Origin of the sequence: Actinoplanes sp. M2I2, assembly GCF_023544445.1 — a bacterium.
Classification (GTDB): Bacteria; Actinomycetota; Actinomycetes; order Mycobacteriales; family Micromonosporaceae; genus Actinoplanes.
The window spans coordinates 396,335-416,103 of the sequence record NZ_JALPVJ010000004.1; the positions used below are offsets into that span (position 1 = coordinate 396,335).

Below are 19,769 nucleotides of genomic sequence, written 5' to 3' on the forward strand. Positions count from 1 at the left end.
CACGCAAAGTCCCGACACGGACGAGGGGTGTGGCCCGGTGGCTGTTACGACGAACCGCGACGCGAATCGGGAACTGCGCGACCGTTTCGCGGAGGTGCACGAACGATATGCGCGTCTGCGGTCCGATTTGGATGATCTTCAACGCCGTCTCGAAGCTGTTCGCGTCACCGTCGTCTCCACCGACGGACTCGTCCGCGTGACGGTCGGCCCCCGGGGCGAACTGATCGACTTGCGGTTGATTCGCCGGGCCACCCGGAACATGGACAGCGAATACGTCTCCCGCACGATCGTGTCGACTGTCCACACTGCCGCGCAGCGCGCGGCGGAGCGCGTTCAGTCTTTGCTGGGCGACTATCTGCCGGCCGATTCGGGTGCGCTTCGCTATCTGCGCGATCACGATTTCGGTTCGCTGCTCGGACGGTCCGACGAGATCGTGCAGGACCTGGCCGGCCGCCATGAATGACGCCCGGCTGTGGCTCGACGCCGAGGAGGCCCTCGCCGGCTCAAGCGCCCTGAGCGCGGCCGGCGAGGACCTGGGCGCGCGCCGCAACCGGGCCGGCGCCGAGATCGCCGCGGCCAGTTCCGCGACGCCGTGGGGGCGGGACGAGTACGGCCAGTCCTTCGAGCGGCACTACCGGCCGTTCGAGCAGCAGGTTCTCGAGGCGTGGGAGCAGCTCTCGGCGTACCTGTCCGGACTCGGCGACGCGGCCGCGCAGTCGGTGCGTGACAACGTTCAAGCGGACGCCGACGCGGCGGAGCGCGTCCGCTCCACCTATCGGAGCCGGCCATGAGCGTGCTGCCCAGCCCCGTCCCACACCCCCTCGAGTTCAGCCCGTTCGACGTTCCGGCCTGGGCCTACGAGGCGCTCGAGTGGGTCGTCGGCTTCGACTGGCCGGCCGGCAACGAGGTCGCCACCTGGGACGTCGCCGACCGCTGGTATCTGCTGGCCACCTCTTTGGCCGAGCCCAACGAGGCCGCCCTGTCGGCGGCCCACCGGTTCCTCTCCGGTTACGGCGGCGCGGGCATCACCGCGGAGGGTTTCGAGGACGCGTGGCGTCTGGTCGCGGGTGACGAGAACGCCCCGCTGCACGACCTGCTGCGGGTGTCCGACGAGCTGGGCAAACTCGTCGAAGGCTGCGGCGCCGACATCGAGGCGGCCAAGCTCGAGGCCTGGATCGAGATCGGCATCTTCCTCATCGAGCTGGTCGGCATGGCCGTCACCGTCGCGCTCACCCTGGGAGCGGCGTCCCCGGTGGCCGGCGGCCTGATCGTCGCGACCCGGCTCGCCATCCAGCAGATCTTCCGCCGCCTCGTCGAGCAGCTCGGCACCAAGGCGCTCAAGCAGACCGCCGGCCGCGCGGTCAAGCAGGTGACCAGCCGGGAAGGACTGCGGAACCTGGGCCGGAAGGCGCTCGACGAGGGCTTCGACGAGGCGCGCGAGGAGATCGCCACCAACGGCGGCATCCAGCTCTACCAGCAGTCGACCGGGCGCTCGGACGGATTCGACTTCGAAGACCTGGGCCGGACGGCGCTGGCCGGTTTCGCCGGGGGCGTCGCGTCGAGCGGTGCCCAGATCGGATCGAACGGTCACGGCGGACTCCTGCGCGGCGCCGGCGGCGAGGTCATGGCCGAATTCGGGGCAGCCGCCACGTACGGGGAACTGCCCGATGCGACGAGTATCGCGAAATCGGCCAGTTCGGGCGCCGCCGGGTCGGCTCTCCAGGGCATGCCGTCGGCGATCGATATCGGTCAGCTGCCGCAACTCGACGGAACCCTTCCAACGGTCGCGGTGGGTGGGTCTTCGGCTTCCGGAAATACGACGGTAGGCGTCGAACTGATAGGCGGACCGGCAGCCGACGGTGGGCTGGGCGCGAATGCCACCCCGTCCACAAACGCAGGTGAGGGTTCATCACTCTCCACCACTGCTCCCGGGGATCCCCCTCCGGCTCACGCTCAGCCGGCGCCGGTTCAAGACGCGGCGTCCACCGCGAGTTCGTCGACCGCTCCTGAGGCCTCTGCTTCCTCTTCTCCGGAGCCCTCCACTGCTGCGCAGCCCGCCACTGCTTTGCCGGAGTCCTCCTCTACGCAGCCCTCTTCCTCAGCCGACTCCCCGTCAGCGGGCACCGCCTCACCGACCGCGGCGTCTTCGTCATCCGCACCGCCGCCGTCTTCTCCATCCGTACCGCCGGCGCAGTCCGCGCCGCCTTCTCCATCCGCGCCGCTGGACGGGTCGAGCACCCTGGCGACGGCCGGCTTGGCTGATCCGCTCACCGCCGCCTCGGTCACGTCATCCGCCCCGGTCATCTCCACTCCCCTCCCGGCTTCTGGTGATTCACTGCCTGGCCCCGGGACGCCTGCGGCCGCCGCGTTCAACCCCGCCGCGTCCAACCCCGCCGCGTTCAACCCCGCCGCCGCCGTGCCCCGGCACGCAGCCACCAACGCGGCCGCCCGCCACCGGCCGGCACGAAGGCGGACGGACCTCAACCCGGGCGACGACTCCCGTACCCGACCGGTCGACGCCCCCGGCTCCACACCTCCAGGCTCCCGGCGCAGCTCACTCTCCGATCTGGAGCGCATCGCCGACGCCCTGGGCCCGCGCCCCCTCCCGCGCCGGCCGGCCCGCCGATACTCCGACCCCGCCGTCCCCGACACCACCGTCGCCGCGTCCACCCACGTTCCCCGCCACAGCTCGCCGCCGTCCCCCCAACCGGAGGTCCGCGACGAGCGGGCGTACTTCGGCTACGCCGCGCACGCCCGGCAGACCCACGAACAGAACCGGCGGGACGAATACGCCGCCTACCTGACGTCGATCGCCGAGGACAACCGCGCCAAGGTCGTCGACCTGAGCCGCCGAGCCGACGAAGCCGCCCGGGCCGGTTTCACGCTGCGCGAGGCGCAGTACCGCCACCAGGCCCGCGAGCTCAGCGAGATCGTCATCGAGCTGGACGACCAGGTCACCCAGGTTCGATCGGGCGCACTGGCCCCCGACCGCGTGGAAGTGGACCCGCCCGAGTGGGCCCGCATCAACCGCGACGTCGGCAACCTCGCCCCCGGCGGCATCCGCACCGGCGACAACTCGGCCCTCGACGGCTTCGCCGGCCGCCCCCCGATCGACCGCACCCGCCGCTACAACGTGGTCGGCGGCCTCCGCCCGCCGTTGGCCGTCCACCAGATCGACGTCGAGAACGCCGTCCCCCGCGACCACGACGGCAACGTCTCGCGCCTGGCCGACCCCCGCGAAGGCACCTGGTTCGGCCTGGCCAACGACGGCGGCCCGGCCGCCGACCCGACGCGAGGCCTGAACTGCGTGGACGGCGTGCTGGCCCTGTTCGACACGTACATCCACGGCCGCCCCCGCGTGTCCGCCCCCAGAACGTTCGACGTCTACGCCCAAGGCGACCCCGACCGCCCCCTGGGCGGCGAGCTGGAAGGAATCCACCGCATCCGCCTGGCCACCGGCGGCGACTTCCAGAACGTCTGCCCCTACCTCGGTGAAGCCGACCCGTCCCAGTCCAGGCCGGTCATGGACCAGGCCGTGCAGAACCTGACCAACCACCTGCTCAACACCGGCCACGGCGCGTACGCCTTCCTGGTGACCGACCTGGAGGGCGGCGGAAGCCACTCCTGGGCGGCGCTCAACCAGAACGGAACCGTCCTCTTCGTAGACCCCCAGATAGGCCGGATCTCCGAACACACCCCCCTGTACCGCCACCACGGCGTCCCCACCCCCATCAACGTCGTCTCCCTGGAAGCCCTGGTAGTCGACGCGTCCGGCACCCCAGCCCCCCTCCCACACCACGGCCCCGGCCAGTGGTCCGCCACTCCAACCGGTGTTGATGATGGCAATCCTCGGCCGACTCATCAGCCGGCTTTCGAATCGTTGGCGACCGATCAGCAGGAGGCTCTACGTGCTGCTACCGCAGAGTCGCACCGGGTGGCCTCCCGTGTTGCGAGTGACCTTCACGCGGTGACGCGCGCCGTTGACCACCCGGCTCGGCTTGTGGACGAGGAACATAGGGTCAAATCAATCGAGAGCCTGAGCCGTAAGTACCTGGAGGCCTTCGAAACGGAGAACGTTGCTCTCGACGAGTTCGTCGGACGAGTGAAGGACCGCGTTCGGTTCTCCGTAGAAGTACCCGAAACCGCCTACGGAACCACCGTGAACCAAGTAATGGCAAGGCTTCACGAGCTTGGGTACCGAAGGACCGGCACGGCGAATTTCTGGTCAGATCACAGCCGCCACAACGGGCTCAACGTCTGGCTCATCGATCCCGGCGGCTTCCGTATCGAGATCCAATTCCCCACACCCCTGTCTCGGGCGGTGGGACGAGAGACTCACCAGAGCTACGAGACTTTGCGCCTCGGCCGCAACCCCGCTTATGCGCGAGTCAACGCTTTCCTCGAAATCCTGGCGATCAACAAGCGGTTCGACATCTACGCCCATCAGCCGCCTGACCTGTATGTAGTTTCCGACACCAAGACGAAGACGAGCACCATGGCCGCGTGGTTCCGAGCAGAGCCTGGAACCCTGATCCAGTACAAAAAGGACCTTCATGCGCGCGGCATATCATTCGAGAGCGAGTTGCGACGGCACGGCCTCACCTTTGACGACGTACCCGGCCTCGAAGAGATGGGCCTGACCGGATGACAGAGAACTTCGCCTACAAAGCGATCTTGAGAAGTGATGACCGCTCGACCATTACGAGCTTGGTCGCATATCAGCCCGGCGATCAAGCACTTCGTGCCGTCCTCTGGAGTGTTCCGCGCCAACAGTGGATCTACGCGCCCAACATTGCCGCGCCCATCCTCTACGACGATCAGGAGCAAGACCGGGGCCGCCCAGTCGATCGCCGGACAGCCGAGCAGATCTCTCGCGAGATTCTCCACACCGCGCTACCCACTGAGGCCGCCTTGTCGGAATTGTCCGATGAGGGCGAACGCAACGGCTGGGACTACGGGCCTCCTCGATCGTGAGTTGTCAGACGATCGCCATGTCGACGAAGCGGGACAGGTGGAGCTGGGCCGCGACGGTCACCGTGTCGGTGGGGCCGTTTCGGTGCTTGGCGATGATGAAGTCGGCCTCGCCCGCACGGGGCGACTCCTTGTCGTAGTAGTCGTCGCGGTGGAGCAGGATGACCACGTCGGCGTCCTGCTCGATCGAGCCGGACTCACGCAGGTCGGACAGTTGCGGCCGCTTGTCGGTGCGCTGCTCGGGACCACGGTTCAGCTGGGACACGGCGATCACGGGGCACTCGATCTCCTTGGCCAGCAGCTTGAGACCACGGGACAGCTCGGAGACTTCCTGCTGGCGGCTCTCGGTCTTTTTCGGCGAGGACATCAGCTGGAGATAGTCGATCACCAGCAGCTTGAGGTTGTGCCGCTGCTTGAGCCGGCGCGCCTTGGCCCGGATCTCCATGAGGTTCATGTTGGGCGTGTCGTCGACGAAGATCGGAGCCTCGCTGATCTCGCCCATGCGCCGGGCCAGCTTGCTCCAGTCGTCGTCGGTGAGCTGGCCGGAACGCAGCACATGCAGGGGCACCCGGGCCTCGGCGGAGAGCAGACGCATGACCATCTCGATCTTGCTCATTTCGAGCGAGAAGATCGCGCTGGCGCAATTGGCGCGGATGGCCGCGTTGCGGGCGAAGTCCATGCTGACCGTCGACTTACCGAGACCGGGACGCCCGGCCACGATGATCAGCTGGCCGGCGTGCAGGCCGTTGAGCAGGCGGTCGAGGTCGGAGAAGCCGGTCGGCACGCCGGTCATCATGCCGCCGTTGGCGCCGACCGCCTCGATCTCGTCGAGGGTGGGCTGCAGCATGTCACCCAGGGCGGCGAAGTCTTCGCTCACCCTTTTCTCGGTGACGTCGTAGATGGCCTGCTGGGCGAGGTCGACGATGTCGTCGACGTCACGCCCGCCGTTGCCGTTGGCCCCGTAGCCGAGCTGGACGATCTTGGTGCCGGCCTCGACGAGACGGCGGAGGATGGCCCGCTCGCTGACGATCCGGGCGTAGTAGGAGGCGTTGGCCGCGGTCGGCACGCTCTCGATCAGGGTGTGCAGATAGGGCACACCACCGATGCGTTGCAGATCACCCGAGTCGGCGAGGGCGGCGGCGACGGTCAGCGCGTCGGCCGGCTCCCCTCGCCCGTACAGATCGAGGACGACGTCGTAGATCGTGCCGTGTACCGGCCGGTAGAAGTCGTGCGTCTTGAGAATCTCGACGACGTCGGCGATCGCGTCCTTGGACAGCAGCATGCCGCCCAGGACGCCCTGCTCAGCCGCGACGTCCTGCGGAGGGGACTTGTCGAAGGAGCCGCCACCCGACGGCCCACCGCCCCCGCCACCCGACGGCCCGCCGCCGGGCTTGGCCGGTGGCCGTGTCTCATCGGTGATCGACACCGGACCTCCTCAGTTCGCCGTCCGTGCACCCTGATCAAACAGCTCGGGTATGACACTTTCGGCTGATCCCCGCCATGATCAGGAAAAACTCCGGATCAAGCCCCGCGCCTGCGGCGGCCCCACTGTACGAACCCGGCCCCGACCTGCCCAACCGCACCGGTGGACGAGCCTCGGGACAACCTGTGGACATCTAGCCCCAGCCTGTGGGCAGCCCTGTGCACAGCCTGTGTAAAACTCCTGGGGACGGTGTTCGCAGTGCCTTCTCCAGCAGGCAATACGCCGTCCCCACCTGTGGAGGACAGAAAAAGTCCTGCACAAGTGCGAAAAGCCGCCTCGCGTGAGCAAGCCGTCGCGCGGAGGCGTTGCGGTTCCGACGCGCGGAAGGCACGCTTTTCACGTGGACCAACGGGAGTGGGACTACGGCGCCCGCATGTCGCGAGAGCGACAAGCCGCCGAGCCTTGGACTCCCCGCGCCTCCGAGGTGCCCGATTTAGCCGAGTCTGATCAGAAATGGTCATCTCTGACCGACACGGGGAGCCTGCAGCCCAGCGACGAGGCGCTCGACTGGCAACGCCGGGCCGACGCGTGGGCTCAGCAGGCCGAGTCCGACCCGCACCAGTCCGTCGAGCCGGCCAACCGCTGGTCCGACGCGGCCGCCACCGGCCGCCCCACGTTCCCGGCCGACGGCGTCGGCTGGCGCACCGAGACGGCCGAGTGGCGCGCGACCGGCGCCCGCTGGCGGCAGACCACCGAGTGGCGCTCCACCACCGGCACGCACGTCTGGCGCTCGACCACCGAGGCCTGGCAGACCGACGGCAACAAGTCGTATCCGGCCGTCGCCGAGACCCCGATGGCCCAGCCGGCGATCTCGGACACCGCCTGGTCGGACGATGCGAGCTCCGACGCCCGCCCGTCCTGGCAGCAATACGCCGACCCGTCGGCCGAGCCCGAGACGCCGAGCCGGCATCAGCGCGACCGGCCCGGGTCGCCCGGCGAGTCGACCGTCCCGAGCTGGCAGCAGCCCTCCCCGCGGACCCCCGTGGAGAGCTCCCCGTCCTGGCAACAAGGGGTCGAGCAGCCGTCGTGGAACTCTCGTCCGTCCTGGCAGCGGGACGCGATCGAGGGTTCCGCGACCTGGACCGACCTGACCGATCAGCGTTCGGCCGCCCCGACCGGCGCCGCCACGTGGCTGCCCGACGATCAGCGGGACGACGGCCGTCACCTGGTGCGCGAGGACGACCGCGCCGCCTGGCGACGCGACCCGGCCGGCGGGTCACCCTCGGTGGGGCGCCGTCGCGCTCCCGAGCCCGGTTCCCCTCCTTCCGGCGGTACGGGTTGGTCGAGCGCCCGTCCCGAGGCGGAGACCGGGGAGAACACCGACAGCTGGGCCCGCCACACCGACACGGGCGGCATTCAGCTGTACGGCGACACACCCGCCGCGTCCTCCTGGGGCACGGGCACCGGGTTCGGTTCCCGCAACGTCAACCGGCGCGATGAGGGCCGCCGCCAGGCCCCCTCCGCGTACGGCGAGTCGCCCGGCTACGAGATCCCGCCCGCGGCGCCGTACGAGCCACCGCCGCGCCAGCCCCGCCGTGACGACACTTCCGCTGCCCGGGCCCTCCCGGCCGGCGACTACGACGAGACACCGCGCCGTCGTTACGCCCCCGAGGACGAGCAGCCGCGGTACGCCGACGAGGCGCCGGGCGGCCGCTCCCGTCGCGGTCACCGTTACGCCGACGAGCCCGACACTTCGCGTCGCGCCGACACCGGTTCCTTCTCGCCGCCCGAGCCGCGCTCCCCCCGCCGGGCCCGGGCCGAGTCCGACGAGACCGCCACGTTCAGCGCCGTCCCGATGCCGGCCCCGCCCCCGTCGTCCGCCCAGCGCAGCGCCATCCCGATGCCGGCCCCGCCGCCGTCGTCCGCCCAGCGCAGCGCCGTCCCCATGCCGGCCCCACCGCCGTCGTCCGCCCAGCGCAGCGCCGTGCCCATGCCGGCCCCACCGCCGTCGTCGGCGCCCCGCAGCGCGGTCCCGATGCCGACGTCGTCCGCGCCACGCGGCGGTTCGTCGAAGGGCCGCGCGAAATACAACGCCGGTGGCGCCGACTGGCGTGAGCAGACCGGCTCGTGGGAGGCGGAGCCCGACACGAGCAGCTGGGTCCGCGACCCCGACACCGGCCAGTGGAGCCGTTCCGAGGACGACCCGCGCATCCTGGCCTGGCGGCGTGAGGCCGCCCGTCGCGAGGCGATGGGCGAGGGCCCGCAAGCCTTGCTTCCCCCGCCGGGCGAGGGTGAGGCGTATCCGTCGGCGGAGCAGCCGTCCACCGGCTGGCGCAACACGGCGCCACCACAGCTGCCGCCGGGGCCGACGCCGCGCAGCGCGAATCCGTATGGCGAGAGCACGTCTCCCACCAGCTCCGTGCCCGGTCGCGGCCCGTACGACCAGCCTCGCGGCTACGCCCCCACGAGCTCGGTGCCGTACAGCGACCCCTACGGCGCCGCGCCGACCAGTGCGGTGCCCGAGCGGGACCCCTACGGCGAGCCCACGAGCTACGGCGGCGCGCCCACCAGTGCCCTTCCCGACGGCCGGCCCCGTGGCTACGGCGACCAGTACGGGGATCCGCGCGGCTACGGCGCCACGCCGACCAGCTCCGGCCGGGTTCCGTACGACGAGCCGCGCGACTACGGCAGTGCCCCCGCCAGCGCGGTTCCCGGCCGCGACCGGTACGACCAACCCCGCGGCTACGGCGCCGCACCCACCGGCCCGGTTCCCGGCCGCGACGCGTACGACGAACCGCGCGGCTACAGCGCCGGGCCCACAAGCTCGATGCCGGCCCGCGACCCCTACGGCGTCGCGCCCACCAGCTCGATCCCGGGCCGCGAGCCTTACGACCCGTCCCGGGCCGACGGTGGCTACGGTGCCGCGCCGACGAGCTCGGTTCCCGGCCGCGGTTCGTACGATCAGCCTCGCGGCTATGGCAGCACGCCCACCAGTTCGGGTCCCGGCCGCGCCCCGTATGACGACGACAGCGCCCCGACGGGTGTGCTGCCGCGCCGCGACTATCGGGACGACCCCCGCAACGCCCCACGCAGCGGATCGGCCTACGGCGGCGCCCCGTACGGTGGTCAGCCCGCCCTGCCGAGCGCACCGCGCAGCGCCCCCGGCTACGGCAGCTCGGACGCCGCGCCGACCGGCGGTCCGCTCGGCTACTCCGGACCGGGTCCGGTCAGCGCTCCCCGTGGCCCGTCAGGCTATTCCGGCGCGGCTTCGACGCCGGTCAGCTCGGCCCCGACCGACAGTCCGCGCTACTCGAGCTCGGCGCCGGCCGGCGGCCCGCAGTACACCTCACCGGAGGAGCCACCGCGGTCCGGCCGCCGGCGCGCCGACGACGACGAGCCGTCCGGCCGGCGTGGCGCGCTCGACCCGACCGCCTACGCGGCAGAACCGCTGAGCCCCGACACCTGGCGCCCCGGACCGTCACCGCAGGATCGCCCGGCTCCCGACGACGTACCGCCGTGGTCGCGCGGCGAGTCGACCGGCGCCCGGCCGACGTCCACCGAGTCGGCGCAGTGGCATCTCGAGGAACGCCGCGAACGGGCTCGCGGCAGCGCGACGTACCGCGAGAGCGGTGGCGCCGACTGGCGACGCGACCTGGCTGATCAGAGCGATCTGGCCGAGGGCGAGTCCCGACGATTCGGCACCTCGGATTACGTGCCCTTTCGCTCGAGCGGCTCAGCCGCGGCCTCGGGACCAACAAACTTATCCAGCACGTCGACCTCGCTGATCTCCCCGGTCCTGCGGGAGGCCGACCTGCCGCCTTCTCCGCAGCGCGGACCGGCGAGCTGGAACGGTCCCTCCGGGGCGTACGAGCGTCGCCCGGTAACCGGCGCCTATCCGACCGGCCGGAAGAGCGACCTGCTCGATCCGGACGACGAGGAGGATGACCAGGAGTCCGGCAGCCCGCTCGCCGCTGTCGGTTACACCGTCGTCTGGTACGGCGTTCCGGTCGTCCTGTTCGTCGCCTACATGCTCGTGGTGGGCAGCGGCTCGCAGGGGCATGCCCTCGGCACCCTGGCCAAGGCCGCTCCCCAGTTCCTGATCTCGCTGGTGCTCAGCGTCGTCGTGGCGCTCGGTCTGCGTTTCGTGAGCCACTCGTGGAAGGCGATCAGCGTGGGCCTGGCCGCGGCCGTGGTCGGCGGCGGACTCGCGACGGTCCTGACGTCGGCGATCACCGGCAACAGCCTCAGCTGAGCCCGGCACGGCGGCGAAGACCCGTTCGGTCCTGGAAACGACGAACGGCGCGCCGAGATCCGTGGATCCCGGCGCGCCGTCCGAACGCGCGAAACAGTCTTACTTGGCGGCGACGACGTTCACCGGGAACGTCGCGGTCACCTCGGGGTGGAGCTTGACCTGGACGTTGTAAGCGCCCGTGGTCTTGATGTGGTTCGGCAGCTCGAGGCGCCGCCGGTCCAGCGACGGACCGCCGGCGGCCTTGACCGCGTCGACGATCTCGGCCGGGGTGATCGAGCCGAACAGCCGGCCACCGGTGCCGGAGCGCGCGGTCAGCGTCACCTTGAGGCCGGACAGCTGGCCCTTGACCTCGTTGGCCTGGCCCAGGTCACGGATCTCGCGCGCCTCGCGGGCCCGCTTGATGACCGAGACCTGCTTCTCCGCGCCCTTGGTCCACAGGATCGCGAAACCCTGCGGGAGCAGGTAGTTACGGCCGTAACCGTTCTTGACCTCGATGACGTCGCCGGGGGTGCCGAGGCCCGACACCTCCTGGGTGAGGATGATCTTCATGTTGGTGATCCCCCTCAGCGCGCCGTCGCCGTGTACGGCAGAAGCGCCATCTCACGGGCGTTCTTGACCGCGCGAGCGATCTGCCGCTGCTGCTGCGAGGTCACCCCGGTGACACGGCGGGCACGGATCTTGCCCCGGTCGGAGATGAACTTCCGCAGCAGGGCGGTGTCCTTGTAATCGATGTAGGTGATCCCGTCCTTGTCGAGCGGGTTCACCTTCTTCTTCGGCTTGCGAAGCGCCGCAGCCTTAGCCATTGCTCTTACTCCTGAACTCGGTAAGCCCTTACTGGGTGGACCAGCGGGCTAGAAGGGAGGCTCGTCGTCGAACGAGGAGTTGCTGCCACCGCCGGAGCCGGCACCGCCGGAGCGGCCGCTGCCGCTCGAGGCCGGAGCCGCCGTCGCCCACGGGTCGTCGAAGTTGTTGTTGCTCGCTCCGCCGCCACCGCTGGGCTGCCGGTTACCACCACCGGTGGCGCCGAAGCCGCCACCGGAACCACCGCCGGAACCACCGCCGGAGCGGTTCATGCGCTGCACCTTTGCCGTGGCGTAGCGCAGCGACGGGCCGATCTCGTCGACCTCGAGCTCGTAGACGGTGCGCTTCTCGCCCTCGCGGGTCTCGTAGGACCGCTGGCGCAACCGGCCCTGCACGATCACCCGTGAGCCGCGTTGCAGCGACTCGGCGACGTGCTCGGCGGCGTCACGCCAGATGTTGCACGCGAGGAAGAGTGGCTCGCCGTCTTTCCACTCGCCCGACTGCCGGTCCAAGGTCCGCGGCGTCGAAGCGATGCGGAACTTGGCAACCGCCGCACCCGAGGGGGTGAAGCGCAGCTCGGGGTCGTCGGTCAGATTGCCGACGACCGTGATGGTGGTTTCTCCTGCCATGATCTTCTCCTCGCCGCTTCACTCGTTCCGTTGGAGGCTCTCAGAACCCCCTGACAAAAACGAGGCTCAGCGGGTCTCGGGCCGGATGACCTTGGTACGGAGGATGGACTCGTTCAGCCGGAGCTGACGGTCCAGCTCGGCCACGGCCTCAGGCGTCGCCTGCAGGTCGACGACCGCGTAGATGCCCTCGGCCTTCTTGTTGATCTCGAACGAGAGCCGGCGACGGCCCCAGACGTCGAGCTTTTCCACCGAACCACCCGCGGTCCTGATGACGTTCAGGTACTGATCGAGCGACGGCGCAACGGTGCGCTCCTCGAGCGAGGGGTCGAGGATCACCATGAGTTCGTAATGACGCAAGACGGTCTCACCTCCTGTGGGCTTGACGGCCACGGTCTCTCCGCGGCAGGAGGTCTTGTGTCGCTCACAGCTGAGCCGAATCCGTGCTGAAGTGATGTCGACGCTGAACCGACGTCGACGGGTGGACCCGTCGACGACTCAGCAAACGAGCCCATTCACCAAGGAACCGTGGGACTGGGCCCACGGCAGCCAGACTGCGAACCGAGCAAGCATACCCGTGACCGTCTCGCGGCCAAAAAGGAGGACCCCGCCTGGTCGGCGAGGTCCTGCCTGGTAGAGCCGCGGGGCGCCCGATCCGCATTCGTTGGGTGGGACCTGGGGAGGAACGACCACACCGATGAGGTTGGACGCGGCCGCCCCGCGGAGCTTGTGGCGAAAGTTTATGCGATCTCTGCCCGGTTTGCACGTTGCGACACGAATGCCCGAATAGCGGCAACTGTTACTCCCACCACACATACCGAGGCGGTCAACGCGAGCAGACCCAGCGGTCCGTCCTCGCGCATCGGCTCCAGCGTCGCCACCGGCTCCGCCGCGGCGATCTGCGTGGGAGCCCCGGCCGGAGTGGTCGGCTCGGCGTCGATCGTCACCGGGTCGACGGCCAGGGTGGGTACGCCGGAGAGAAGCGCGCGGGAGTCGCCGGGCGGCATACCGGCGAAGGCGGGGGCGGCGCCGGCCGACGTACCGGGGACGGCCTTGGTCGTGACCGTCGGACGGGCGGCGGTCGCGTGGGGCAGGGCGGAGGCGGTCGGGGCGGTCGTCCGGGCATCGTGAGGACGCCGGTCGGGCTGCCGACGCGTGTCGTCCCGGGTCGCGGACCTGACACGGGTGGGACGCTCGGCCGGCGAGGCGGCGTCCGGAGCCGACGATCCGGCGGACGACCTGGCCGAAGACCTGGCCGACGAGTCGTCGGGATCGGCCGGCGGGAGCGACATCGGCGTCGCGTCGGTCGCGGTGGGCGCCGGACCGGGGTCGAACTGGTCGTCCACGGAAGCGGCCGGTGAAGCAGTGACCAGAACGGGACTCGCATCGTCATCGATGGCGCACTTGGGCTTGAGCACCACCGCCGTCGTGCCGCGCCGGAAGACCACCTCGGTCGACGAGTTGTCGGCAAGCGTGCCCTTGCTGTTGCCGCCGAGCAGCAGCCGCGCGGCGTAGCCGGTCTCGTTCACCACCCGGATCGTGCTTTCCGCCGGTACGGTCATCGACTCCACACTCGGGCGCGAATCGCACGAGAGGCCGAACATCCCGCTCCCGGAGAAGGTCACCGCGCGGGTGCCCTGGGGAATCGGATCCGCGCTGGCCGAACCGATCGCCAGCATGGGCGCGCCGAAGATGAGACCGCCCAGCACGATCGCCGTCACTCGCTGTCGGACCTGCCGAGACATGCACCATCTCCCACTTCGCCCCGGCCGTGAGCCGGTATCGGTCAAACGTGATCAATGGAGCTAACGAGACCCGGCAAGGCGCGGTGACGCGCGGCGGAAACTGTCGGACGCGCGTCGTAGTCTCATCCCATGCGCATCGGAGCCCATGTCGATCCCGCCGCACCCCTCGACGAGGCCATCGCCCGCGGGGCCGAGGCGGTGCAGTTCTTCCTCACCGACCCGCAGGGCTACAAATCGCCCAAACCGCGCGAGGACGCGGCGGCGTTGCGGGAGTCCGAGGTGGACGTCTACATCCATGCGCCCTACATCGTGAATGTCGCCTCTCCCAACAACCGCATCCGCATCCCGAGCCGCAAGCTGCTCATGGCCCATGCGCAGGCCGCGGCCGAGCTGGGGGCGAAAGGGCTGATCGTGCACGGCGGCCACGTCGGCAAGGGCGCCGACATCGCCGCCGGCTTCGAGAACTGGCGCAAGGCCTTCGAGTACGCGGAATCCGACGGCGGTCTGCCCCTGCCCATCCTGATCGAGAACACGGCCGGCGGCGACAACGCGTGCGCCCGCCGGTTCGACGACCTGGCCCGGCTGTGGGACGCGGTGGGCTCGTTCGGCGCCGGCTTCTGCCTGGACACGTGCCACGCGTTCGCCGGGGGCGAAGACTTGGTCGGCGTCGTCGACCGGGTCAAGGCGATCACCGGGCGGATCGACCTGATCCACGCCAACGACTCCAAGGGCGGCTTCGACTCCGGCCAGGACAGGCACGACAACCTCGGCAATGGCAAGATCGACCCGGAATTGATCGTGGCCGCCATCCGGGCCGCCGGCGCGCCGGCCGTCGTCGAGACGCCGGGCGGCGCCGAAGGACAGACGGCCGACATCACTCTCCTACGGGAGCGGACGGCCCGGTGACACGCCGCACGGGAAGAGAGTCATGACCACCGAGCAGCCGAGGCAGCCTCCCGCCCCGCCGGCTCCACGGTCCGCCGACGCCCTACGCCCAGCCGCCCCGGGCCCAACCTCCACAGGCGATCCCGCCCCGAGCTCCGAGCCCGCCGGCACCACGCCCGCAAGCTCCGCAAGCTCCGCACCGGGCAGCACCACGCCCGCAAGCTCCACCAGCCCCACGCCTGGCAGCACCACGCCCCCAAGCTCCACCAGCCCCGCGCCGGCCGGCTCGGGCGGCGCAACGCCGGCAGTCCCAGCGGCTTTCGTCGACAAGGCTCAGCGACGACGCGGTTGGCTGCGCGGCCTCTTCCGCAGGTCGTCCGTCCCACATCCCGACCGGCCCGCCGCCGGGCCGAGCGGCGGAACGCCACCCACCATCCCGGCGCAGGCCGGCCCACCGGCTCAAGAGAGCACCGGGCAGGCCGGCCCACCGGCGCAAGAGAGCACGGCGCAGGCCGGGCCAATGGCGCAGGCCGGGCCATCGGCGCAAGAAGGCGCGGCGTCGGCATCGCCCCTGGTCAAGCCTCAGTCGGCACCGGGCGATTCGTCGGGACAGGCGGTCCCCCAAGGCGCAGCGGCGACGCAGACCAAGACCGACCTGCCCGCGATCAATCCACAGAAGACGGCGAAACCCGCCGACCCCCTGCCGACCGAGCGACCCCCCGGCACGCCGCCCGATCCGTGGACGGCCTTCGCCGCCACCACCGAACGGCCACCGGGCTGGTTCCGCCGCTCCACCCGCCGCTTCGCCCGCTCGCTGATCCACGAGTACGCCCTGGTCGTCTACGCCGGCATCCTGCTGGCCGTCGCTCTCACCTGGCCCACGCTGCGCTACCCGCTGCACACGCTCCCGCAGGACATCTGGGACCCGTCCCGCCAGGCCTGGCAGGTCGCCTGGGTCGGCCACATCCTGCTGACCGATCCGACCCGCCTGTGGCAGTCCAACGCCTTCTACCCGTTGGCCGACAGCTTCGCGTTCGGCAACGGACTGCTCGGCTACGCGCCCTTCGGCATGGTCGGCGAAGGGCCACTGGCCGCGACGCTCCGCTACAACCTCCTCTTCGTACTGGCCCACGCTCTGCTCGCCATCGGTGGCTACGCCCTCGTCCGGCAGCTCGGCGCCGGCCGCACGGGCGCCGCGGTGGCCGCCGTCGCCTTCGCGTACGCGCCCTGGCGCCTCGCGCAGGAAGGCCACCTCGACATCATCTCGGCCGGGGGCATCCCCCTCACGCTGGCGATGCTGGCCCGGGGGCATGGCTGGTCACTGCGTCGCGGCCTGCACCCGGAGCGCCGCAACGCCGGGTGGGCAGCGGCTGGTTGGCTTATCGCGATCTGGCAGGTCAGTCTCGGCTTATCGCTGGGTGTCCCCTTCCTCTACGTGCTGGGCCTCCTGGTGCTCGTGATCGCCTTCGGGGTGCCGCTCCGCCGCTTCCGCCGCCCGGCCGAGCGCCCGGTTCTCGGCTGGCGTCTGCTGCTCGTCGACACGATCGGCCCGCTGATCCTGGCCGGGGTCAGCGCCCTGATCGCCATCCCGTATTTCCGCGTCCCCGACTCCGGCGCGGCCGGCACCGAGATCGCCTTCTTCTCACCGCCGCTGCGCAGCCTGCTGATCGGTCCGGCCGAGTCCCGCATCTGGGGCGGCGCGCACGAGGTGCCGCGCTCCTCGCTCGGCTGGCCGGCCGAGATGGGTCTGCTTCCCGGCTTCGTGCTCTACGCCCTCGCCCTGGCCGGTCTGGCCTTCTCGATCTGGACGCTGCGCCAGCGCCTCCTCCTGCTGGCCGCCCTGGCCGTCACGATCGTCCTCACCCTGGGCACCAACTTCTACGAGGGTCGCTGGACCTACCTGCCCCTGTTCGGCCACCTCCCCGGCTCGTTGGGTCTGCGCATCCCCGGCCGCCTCATGATCTGGGCCACGCTGCTGCTGGCCATCCTCGCCGCGGGCGCCGTGGCCGAGTTCGTCCGGCGTGCCGAGCACCTCGCCGAACACCGCATCCCGCCCTGGCCCGGCCCCTGGTTGCGGCTGGCCACCTTCGTGCCGCTGCTGCTGGTGCTGGCCGAGGGCTGGAACGCCACCGCGCACCCGGTGGCTCCGGCCCAGCCCACCGCGATGCGCACTGTCAGCGGTCCCATGGTGGTGCTGCCCACGGCCGCCCTGACCGACCAGACCATCATGTTGTGGTCGACCACCCGCTTCCAGCCGATGGCCAACGGCGCGGGTGGGTTCGCCGCGGCGCGCCAGGCCGAGTTGCGCGGCCGCGTCCAGTCGTTCCCCGACGCCGCCAGCATCGAATATCTGCGCTCCCTGAACATTGACCGTGTCCTCCTGCTCCGCGCCCCGGCGGCCGGCACGCCATGGGAGCGGGCCGGTGACATCCCTGTGGACGCCCTGGGCATCCGCCGCGAAGACTTGGACGACGCCGTCGTCTTCCACCTCCGCTGAGCGGTGCAGCCATCCTGCCCCGAGACCGGCATGATCGTTTCGTTGTCCACAATTCGCGGTTGTCCACAGGAGAGCCCCGCCGCGACCGAGAATTGTCGGACGGCGGAACTACCGTCCACGCCATGAAGAACAGCCGCCCCGATAACCGGGCCCGCCATGGCAACCATGCGCTGCGTCGACCCCGTTGCGTCGGCCTGCCGCACCAAGGGCGATTGCCGACATGTACCAGATCCAGTGCGGCTCAAGGTGACGCACTACTTGAGTGCGGCCCAGGGTCGTCGGCCCCCGGCTGCGCATGGGTGGCCACATGAGGAACTTGCAAGCGGATCACCTGAGCGACCGATCAGTCGGATGGCGCTCGGTCCACTCGGATGAGTCGGCGCGCGAGCTCGATCAGGTGTGCGCGGTATCGGGCGCGGAGCTCGGGAGTGATTTCCTCGTCGAGCACCATGCGGGTGATCTGCGGTGCGGCGACGAACCAGCTCACCAGGGCCATCATCGACAGGACGACGAACGAGGGTGCAAGTGACCCGTCGACCAGCCCCGCGGACTGCGCCTCGACGACCGCACTGGTCTTGCTCGCGTAGTGGTCGCGCCGTTCCGCGAAGTCCGGAGCCGCATCGGGGGCGAAGTGCAGGGCCTCCTGCGACACCAGCCGCAAGACGTCCGGGTTCGCTGTCATGAAGTCGAACAGGTCGCCCACGAATGTCTCGACGCTTTCCGGACGGAGGACGACGGCTTCCGCCAGCTGCGTCATCCGTGCCCGCAGAACGGCCGCGAACAGCGTCTCCTTGTCTCCGAAGTAGGAGTAGATCAGCGCTTTGCTGCTGTCCGCGTTAGCCGCGATCCGGTCGACCCGAGCACCCGCGATCCCGTAGGTCGCGAACTCGGCTGTGGCGGCCCGGAAGATCCGCGCCGTGGTCTCCGCCCTGTCGTACTTGGCCATGCCTCACCTTCCCGAGAATGCTGGACTGCCCGTGACAGGAGTCGGTCCCTGGGCGGCCGCCCGCTTTCGTATCCGCGCCCGGCGCAGAACCAGGCCGTGGAGCCGCCGAACGGGGACAGCACGATGACGACGGTTCACGCAGCGGCGCGGTATCGCCCCGTCCAGTGTCCCGCCAGGCTTGCCAGCGCGCTCGCACCAGAGGCCACCACAGCTACCAGAACCACCACGTGCATTGCTCCGTTGGGTCGGCGACCACGCTCGCGGTATCCGCGAGCACGGTCGGACGGGCGCTCATACCACCGGGCTGACGGACATCGACGGGCCGCGGCCCGCGGCGCGTCGGTCCCACAAGGACGACGTCAGCCACACCACGCCGGCGAGGGCGGCCAGGACGACACCGATCTCGCCGACGCCGGTCATCCCATCTCGGTCGAAGGCGATCGAGCCCAGGGCTGCGCCGAGCGAGCCACCGAGGAACACCGCGGTCATGAACATGGTGTTCGCCTGCGCCGCGCTTCCCGGGTTCGCCAGCAGCACGCGACTCTGATTCGCGGACTGCAGGACCTGGTTGGCCCAGGTGAGCAGGAACACCGATGGGGCGAAAAGCCAGATCAGCCGGTTGTCGACCGTAGCGCTCGACAGAGCAGCGATCAGCACGACGATCGCGGTGGTCACCGCCCGCCGGCTTCCCCAACGCTGGACCGCTCGTGCGGCGACCAGCGTCACCACGCCGGCAGCTATGCCCACCAGCCCGAACAAGCCGGCGGCGGCGACGCTCCAATGCACCGATGGGCCGGTCAGGTGCAGCACCATCACGGTCCAGACCGCGTTGAACGCCGCGAACCCGAAGAACTGCATGATCGCGCTCTCGAGCAGGACCCGGCTGGTACCGAGCCGACGCACCGTCGACAGCAGGATCCGGTGGTAGGCGATGCGGTCGGCGACGGGCAGGTCGTTCGGGATGACCCGCCGGATCAGCGGCAGGCACAGCACGACGAACAGCGCGAAGAGCAGCAGGACGCCGCGCCAGCCGATGAGCGCGCCGAGCAGGCCGGCCACGATGCGACCACCGAAGATCCCGATGAGCAGGGATCCGACCAGAACCGAGGTGGTCGAATGCTTGGCGTCGGCCGGCGCCAGCTTGGCCGCGGTGGGAATGATCAGCTGAGCGATGTTGGCCACCAGCCCCACGACAAAGAAGCCTGCTGCGACCGAGCCCGTTGCCGGGAGAGCGGCCGTCGTGACGAGTCCCGCGGCAAGCAATGCCATCTGAAGGGTGATCTGCGAGCGCGGCTGGAAATGGTCGGCGAGCGGTACGAACAGAAAGATGCCGAGCGCGTAGCCGAGTTGCACCGCTGTAGCGATCGAACTGGCGCCCGCCGTCGAGGCGCCGAGCTGACTGATGAAGTCGGTCAGCAGCGGTTGGGGGAGATAGATCGTACTGACGGCGACGGCGGTCACCGTGGCGAGGACGGCGAGGGATGGCCCCCACCGCCGGGTCGAGTCGGAAGTCATGCGCCCCTTCTTTCTGACTAGTCAGTAATAAATTACTCCTCTCCGGTCAAGCGATGGCGTGCGGAACCTATGAGCTGCGTGACAAGCCGCATCTAGCGACGTTGGGTT

At 70.1% G+C, this 19,769-nt stretch carries 15 protein-coding genes; 7 read left to right on the forward strand and 8 right to left on the reverse strand.

The window, feature by feature from the left end; translation table 11 throughout:
• Positions 1–37 precede the first annotated feature (37 nt).
• Genes HJC40_RS09825 through HJC40_RS09840 form a run of 4 tightly spaced genes read left to right on the forward strand, consistent with a single transcriptional unit; the run spans position 38 to position 4,974 of the window.
• Positions 38–463, forward strand: a complete 426-nt coding sequence (locus tag HJC40_RS09825; RefSeq protein WP_250000531.1) for a YbaB/EbfC family nucleoid-associated protein — start codon at positions 38–40, stop codon at positions 461–463.
• Complete coding sequence (locus tag HJC40_RS09830) at positions 456–791, forward strand: hypothetical protein (protein WP_250000533.1); 336 nt, start codon at positions 456–458, stop codon at positions 789–791. The genes HJC40_RS09825 and HJC40_RS09830 overlap by 8 nt, the downstream gene beginning before the upstream one ends.
• A complete protein-coding gene (locus HJC40_RS09835; RefSeq protein ID WP_250000535.1) occupies positions 788–4,648 on the forward strand; it encodes a toxin glutamine deamidase domain-containing protein in 3,861 nt (1,286 codons plus the stop codon). The genes HJC40_RS09830 and HJC40_RS09835 overlap by 4 nt, the downstream gene beginning before the upstream one ends.
• Complete coding sequence (locus HJC40_RS09840; protein WP_250000536.1) at positions 4,645–4,974, forward strand: hypothetical protein; 330 nt, start codon at positions 4,645–4,647, stop codon at positions 4,972–4,974. Before HJC40_RS09835 ends, HJC40_RS09840 begins: the two co-directional genes overlap by 4 nt.
• Before the next feature lie 4 nt (positions 4,975–4,978).
• Here the strand turns inward: HJC40_RS09840 and dnaB are convergent, their stop codons facing one another.
• Positions 4,979–6,397, reverse strand: coding sequence for a replicative DNA helicase (gene dnaB, locus HJC40_RS09845; RefSeq protein WP_250000537.1), 1,419 nt, complete (start codon positions 6,395–6,397; stop codon positions 4,979–4,981).
• Positions 6,398–6,794: 397 nt separating this feature from the next.
• Between dnaB and HJC40_RS09850 the strand changes: the two genes are divergently transcribed.
• Entirely contained in the window at positions 6,795–10,646 is a 3,852-nt protein-coding gene (locus tag HJC40_RS09850) for a hypothetical protein (RefSeq protein WP_250000539.1), read from the forward strand.
• A 99-nt stretch (positions 10,647–10,745) separates the two neighbouring features.
• On the opposite strand, the gene rplI is transcribed toward HJC40_RS09850, so the two are convergent.
• The 5 genes from rplI to HJC40_RS09875 all read right to left on the reverse strand — a co-directional run bounded on the left by rplI (position 10,746) and on the right by HJC40_RS09875 (position 13,818).
• Positions 10,746–11,195 (reverse strand): 50S ribosomal protein L9, encoded by a 450-nt coding sequence (gene rplI / locus HJC40_RS09855; RefSeq protein WP_250000540.1) that lies wholly within the window; start codon positions 11,193–11,195, stop codon positions 10,746–10,748.
• A gap of 14 nt (positions 11,196–11,209) precedes the next feature.
• Positions 11,210–11,449 (reverse strand): 30S ribosomal protein S18, encoded by a 240-nt coding sequence (gene rpsR, locus HJC40_RS09860; RefSeq protein ID WP_007073789.1) that lies wholly within the window; start codon positions 11,447–11,449, stop codon positions 11,210–11,212.
• 48 nt (positions 11,450–11,497) lie between these two features.
• On the reverse strand, positions 11,498–12,076 hold the full coding sequence (locus HJC40_RS09865; RefSeq protein WP_250000541.1) for a single-stranded DNA-binding protein: 579 nt from the start codon (positions 12,074–12,076) through the stop codon (positions 11,498–11,500).
• Between the two features lie 66 nt (positions 12,077–12,142).
• Positions 12,143–12,433: a 30S ribosomal protein S6 gene (gene rpsF, locus HJC40_RS09870; RefSeq protein ID WP_014448192.1), complete on the reverse strand. Its 291-nt coding sequence runs from the start codon at positions 12,431–12,433 to the stop codon at positions 12,143–12,145.
• Between the two features lie 380 nt (positions 12,434–12,813).
• Positions 12,814–13,818, reverse strand: a complete 1,005-nt coding sequence (locus HJC40_RS09875) for a hypothetical protein (protein WP_250000542.1) — start codon at positions 13,816–13,818, stop codon at positions 12,814–12,816.
• 129 nt (positions 13,819–13,947) lie between these two features.
• Here HJC40_RS09875 and HJC40_RS09880 point away from each other — a divergent pair, with 129 nt between their 5' ends.
• Together HJC40_RS09880 and HJC40_RS09885 are read left to right on the forward strand one after the other, a co-directional pair.
• Positions 13,948–14,724: a deoxyribonuclease IV gene (locus tag HJC40_RS09880; RefSeq protein WP_250000543.1), complete on the forward strand. Its 777-nt coding sequence runs from the start codon at positions 13,948–13,950 to the stop codon at positions 14,722–14,724.
• A gap of 499 nt (positions 14,725–15,223) precedes the next feature.
• Entirely contained in the window at positions 15,224–17,200 is a 1,977-nt protein-coding gene (locus HJC40_RS09885; protein ID WP_250000544.1) for a hypothetical protein, read from the forward strand.
• A gap of 343 nt (positions 17,201–17,543) precedes the next feature.
• Here HJC40_RS09885 and HJC40_RS09890 read toward each other — a convergent pair whose 3' ends face one another.
• Positions 17,544–18,146, reverse strand: a complete 603-nt coding sequence (locus HJC40_RS09890) for a TetR family transcriptional regulator (protein ID WP_250000545.1) — start codon at positions 18,144–18,146, stop codon at positions 17,544–17,546.
• Positions 18,147–18,437: 291 nt separating this feature from the next.
• The gene (locus HJC40_RS09895; RefSeq protein ID WP_250000546.1) at positions 18,438–19,607 is read right to left on the reverse strand and encodes an MFS transporter; all 1,170 of its coding nucleotides are present in this window, start codon (positions 19,605–19,607) and stop codon (positions 18,438–18,440) included.
• Positions 19,608–19,769: the final 162 nt, after the last annotated feature.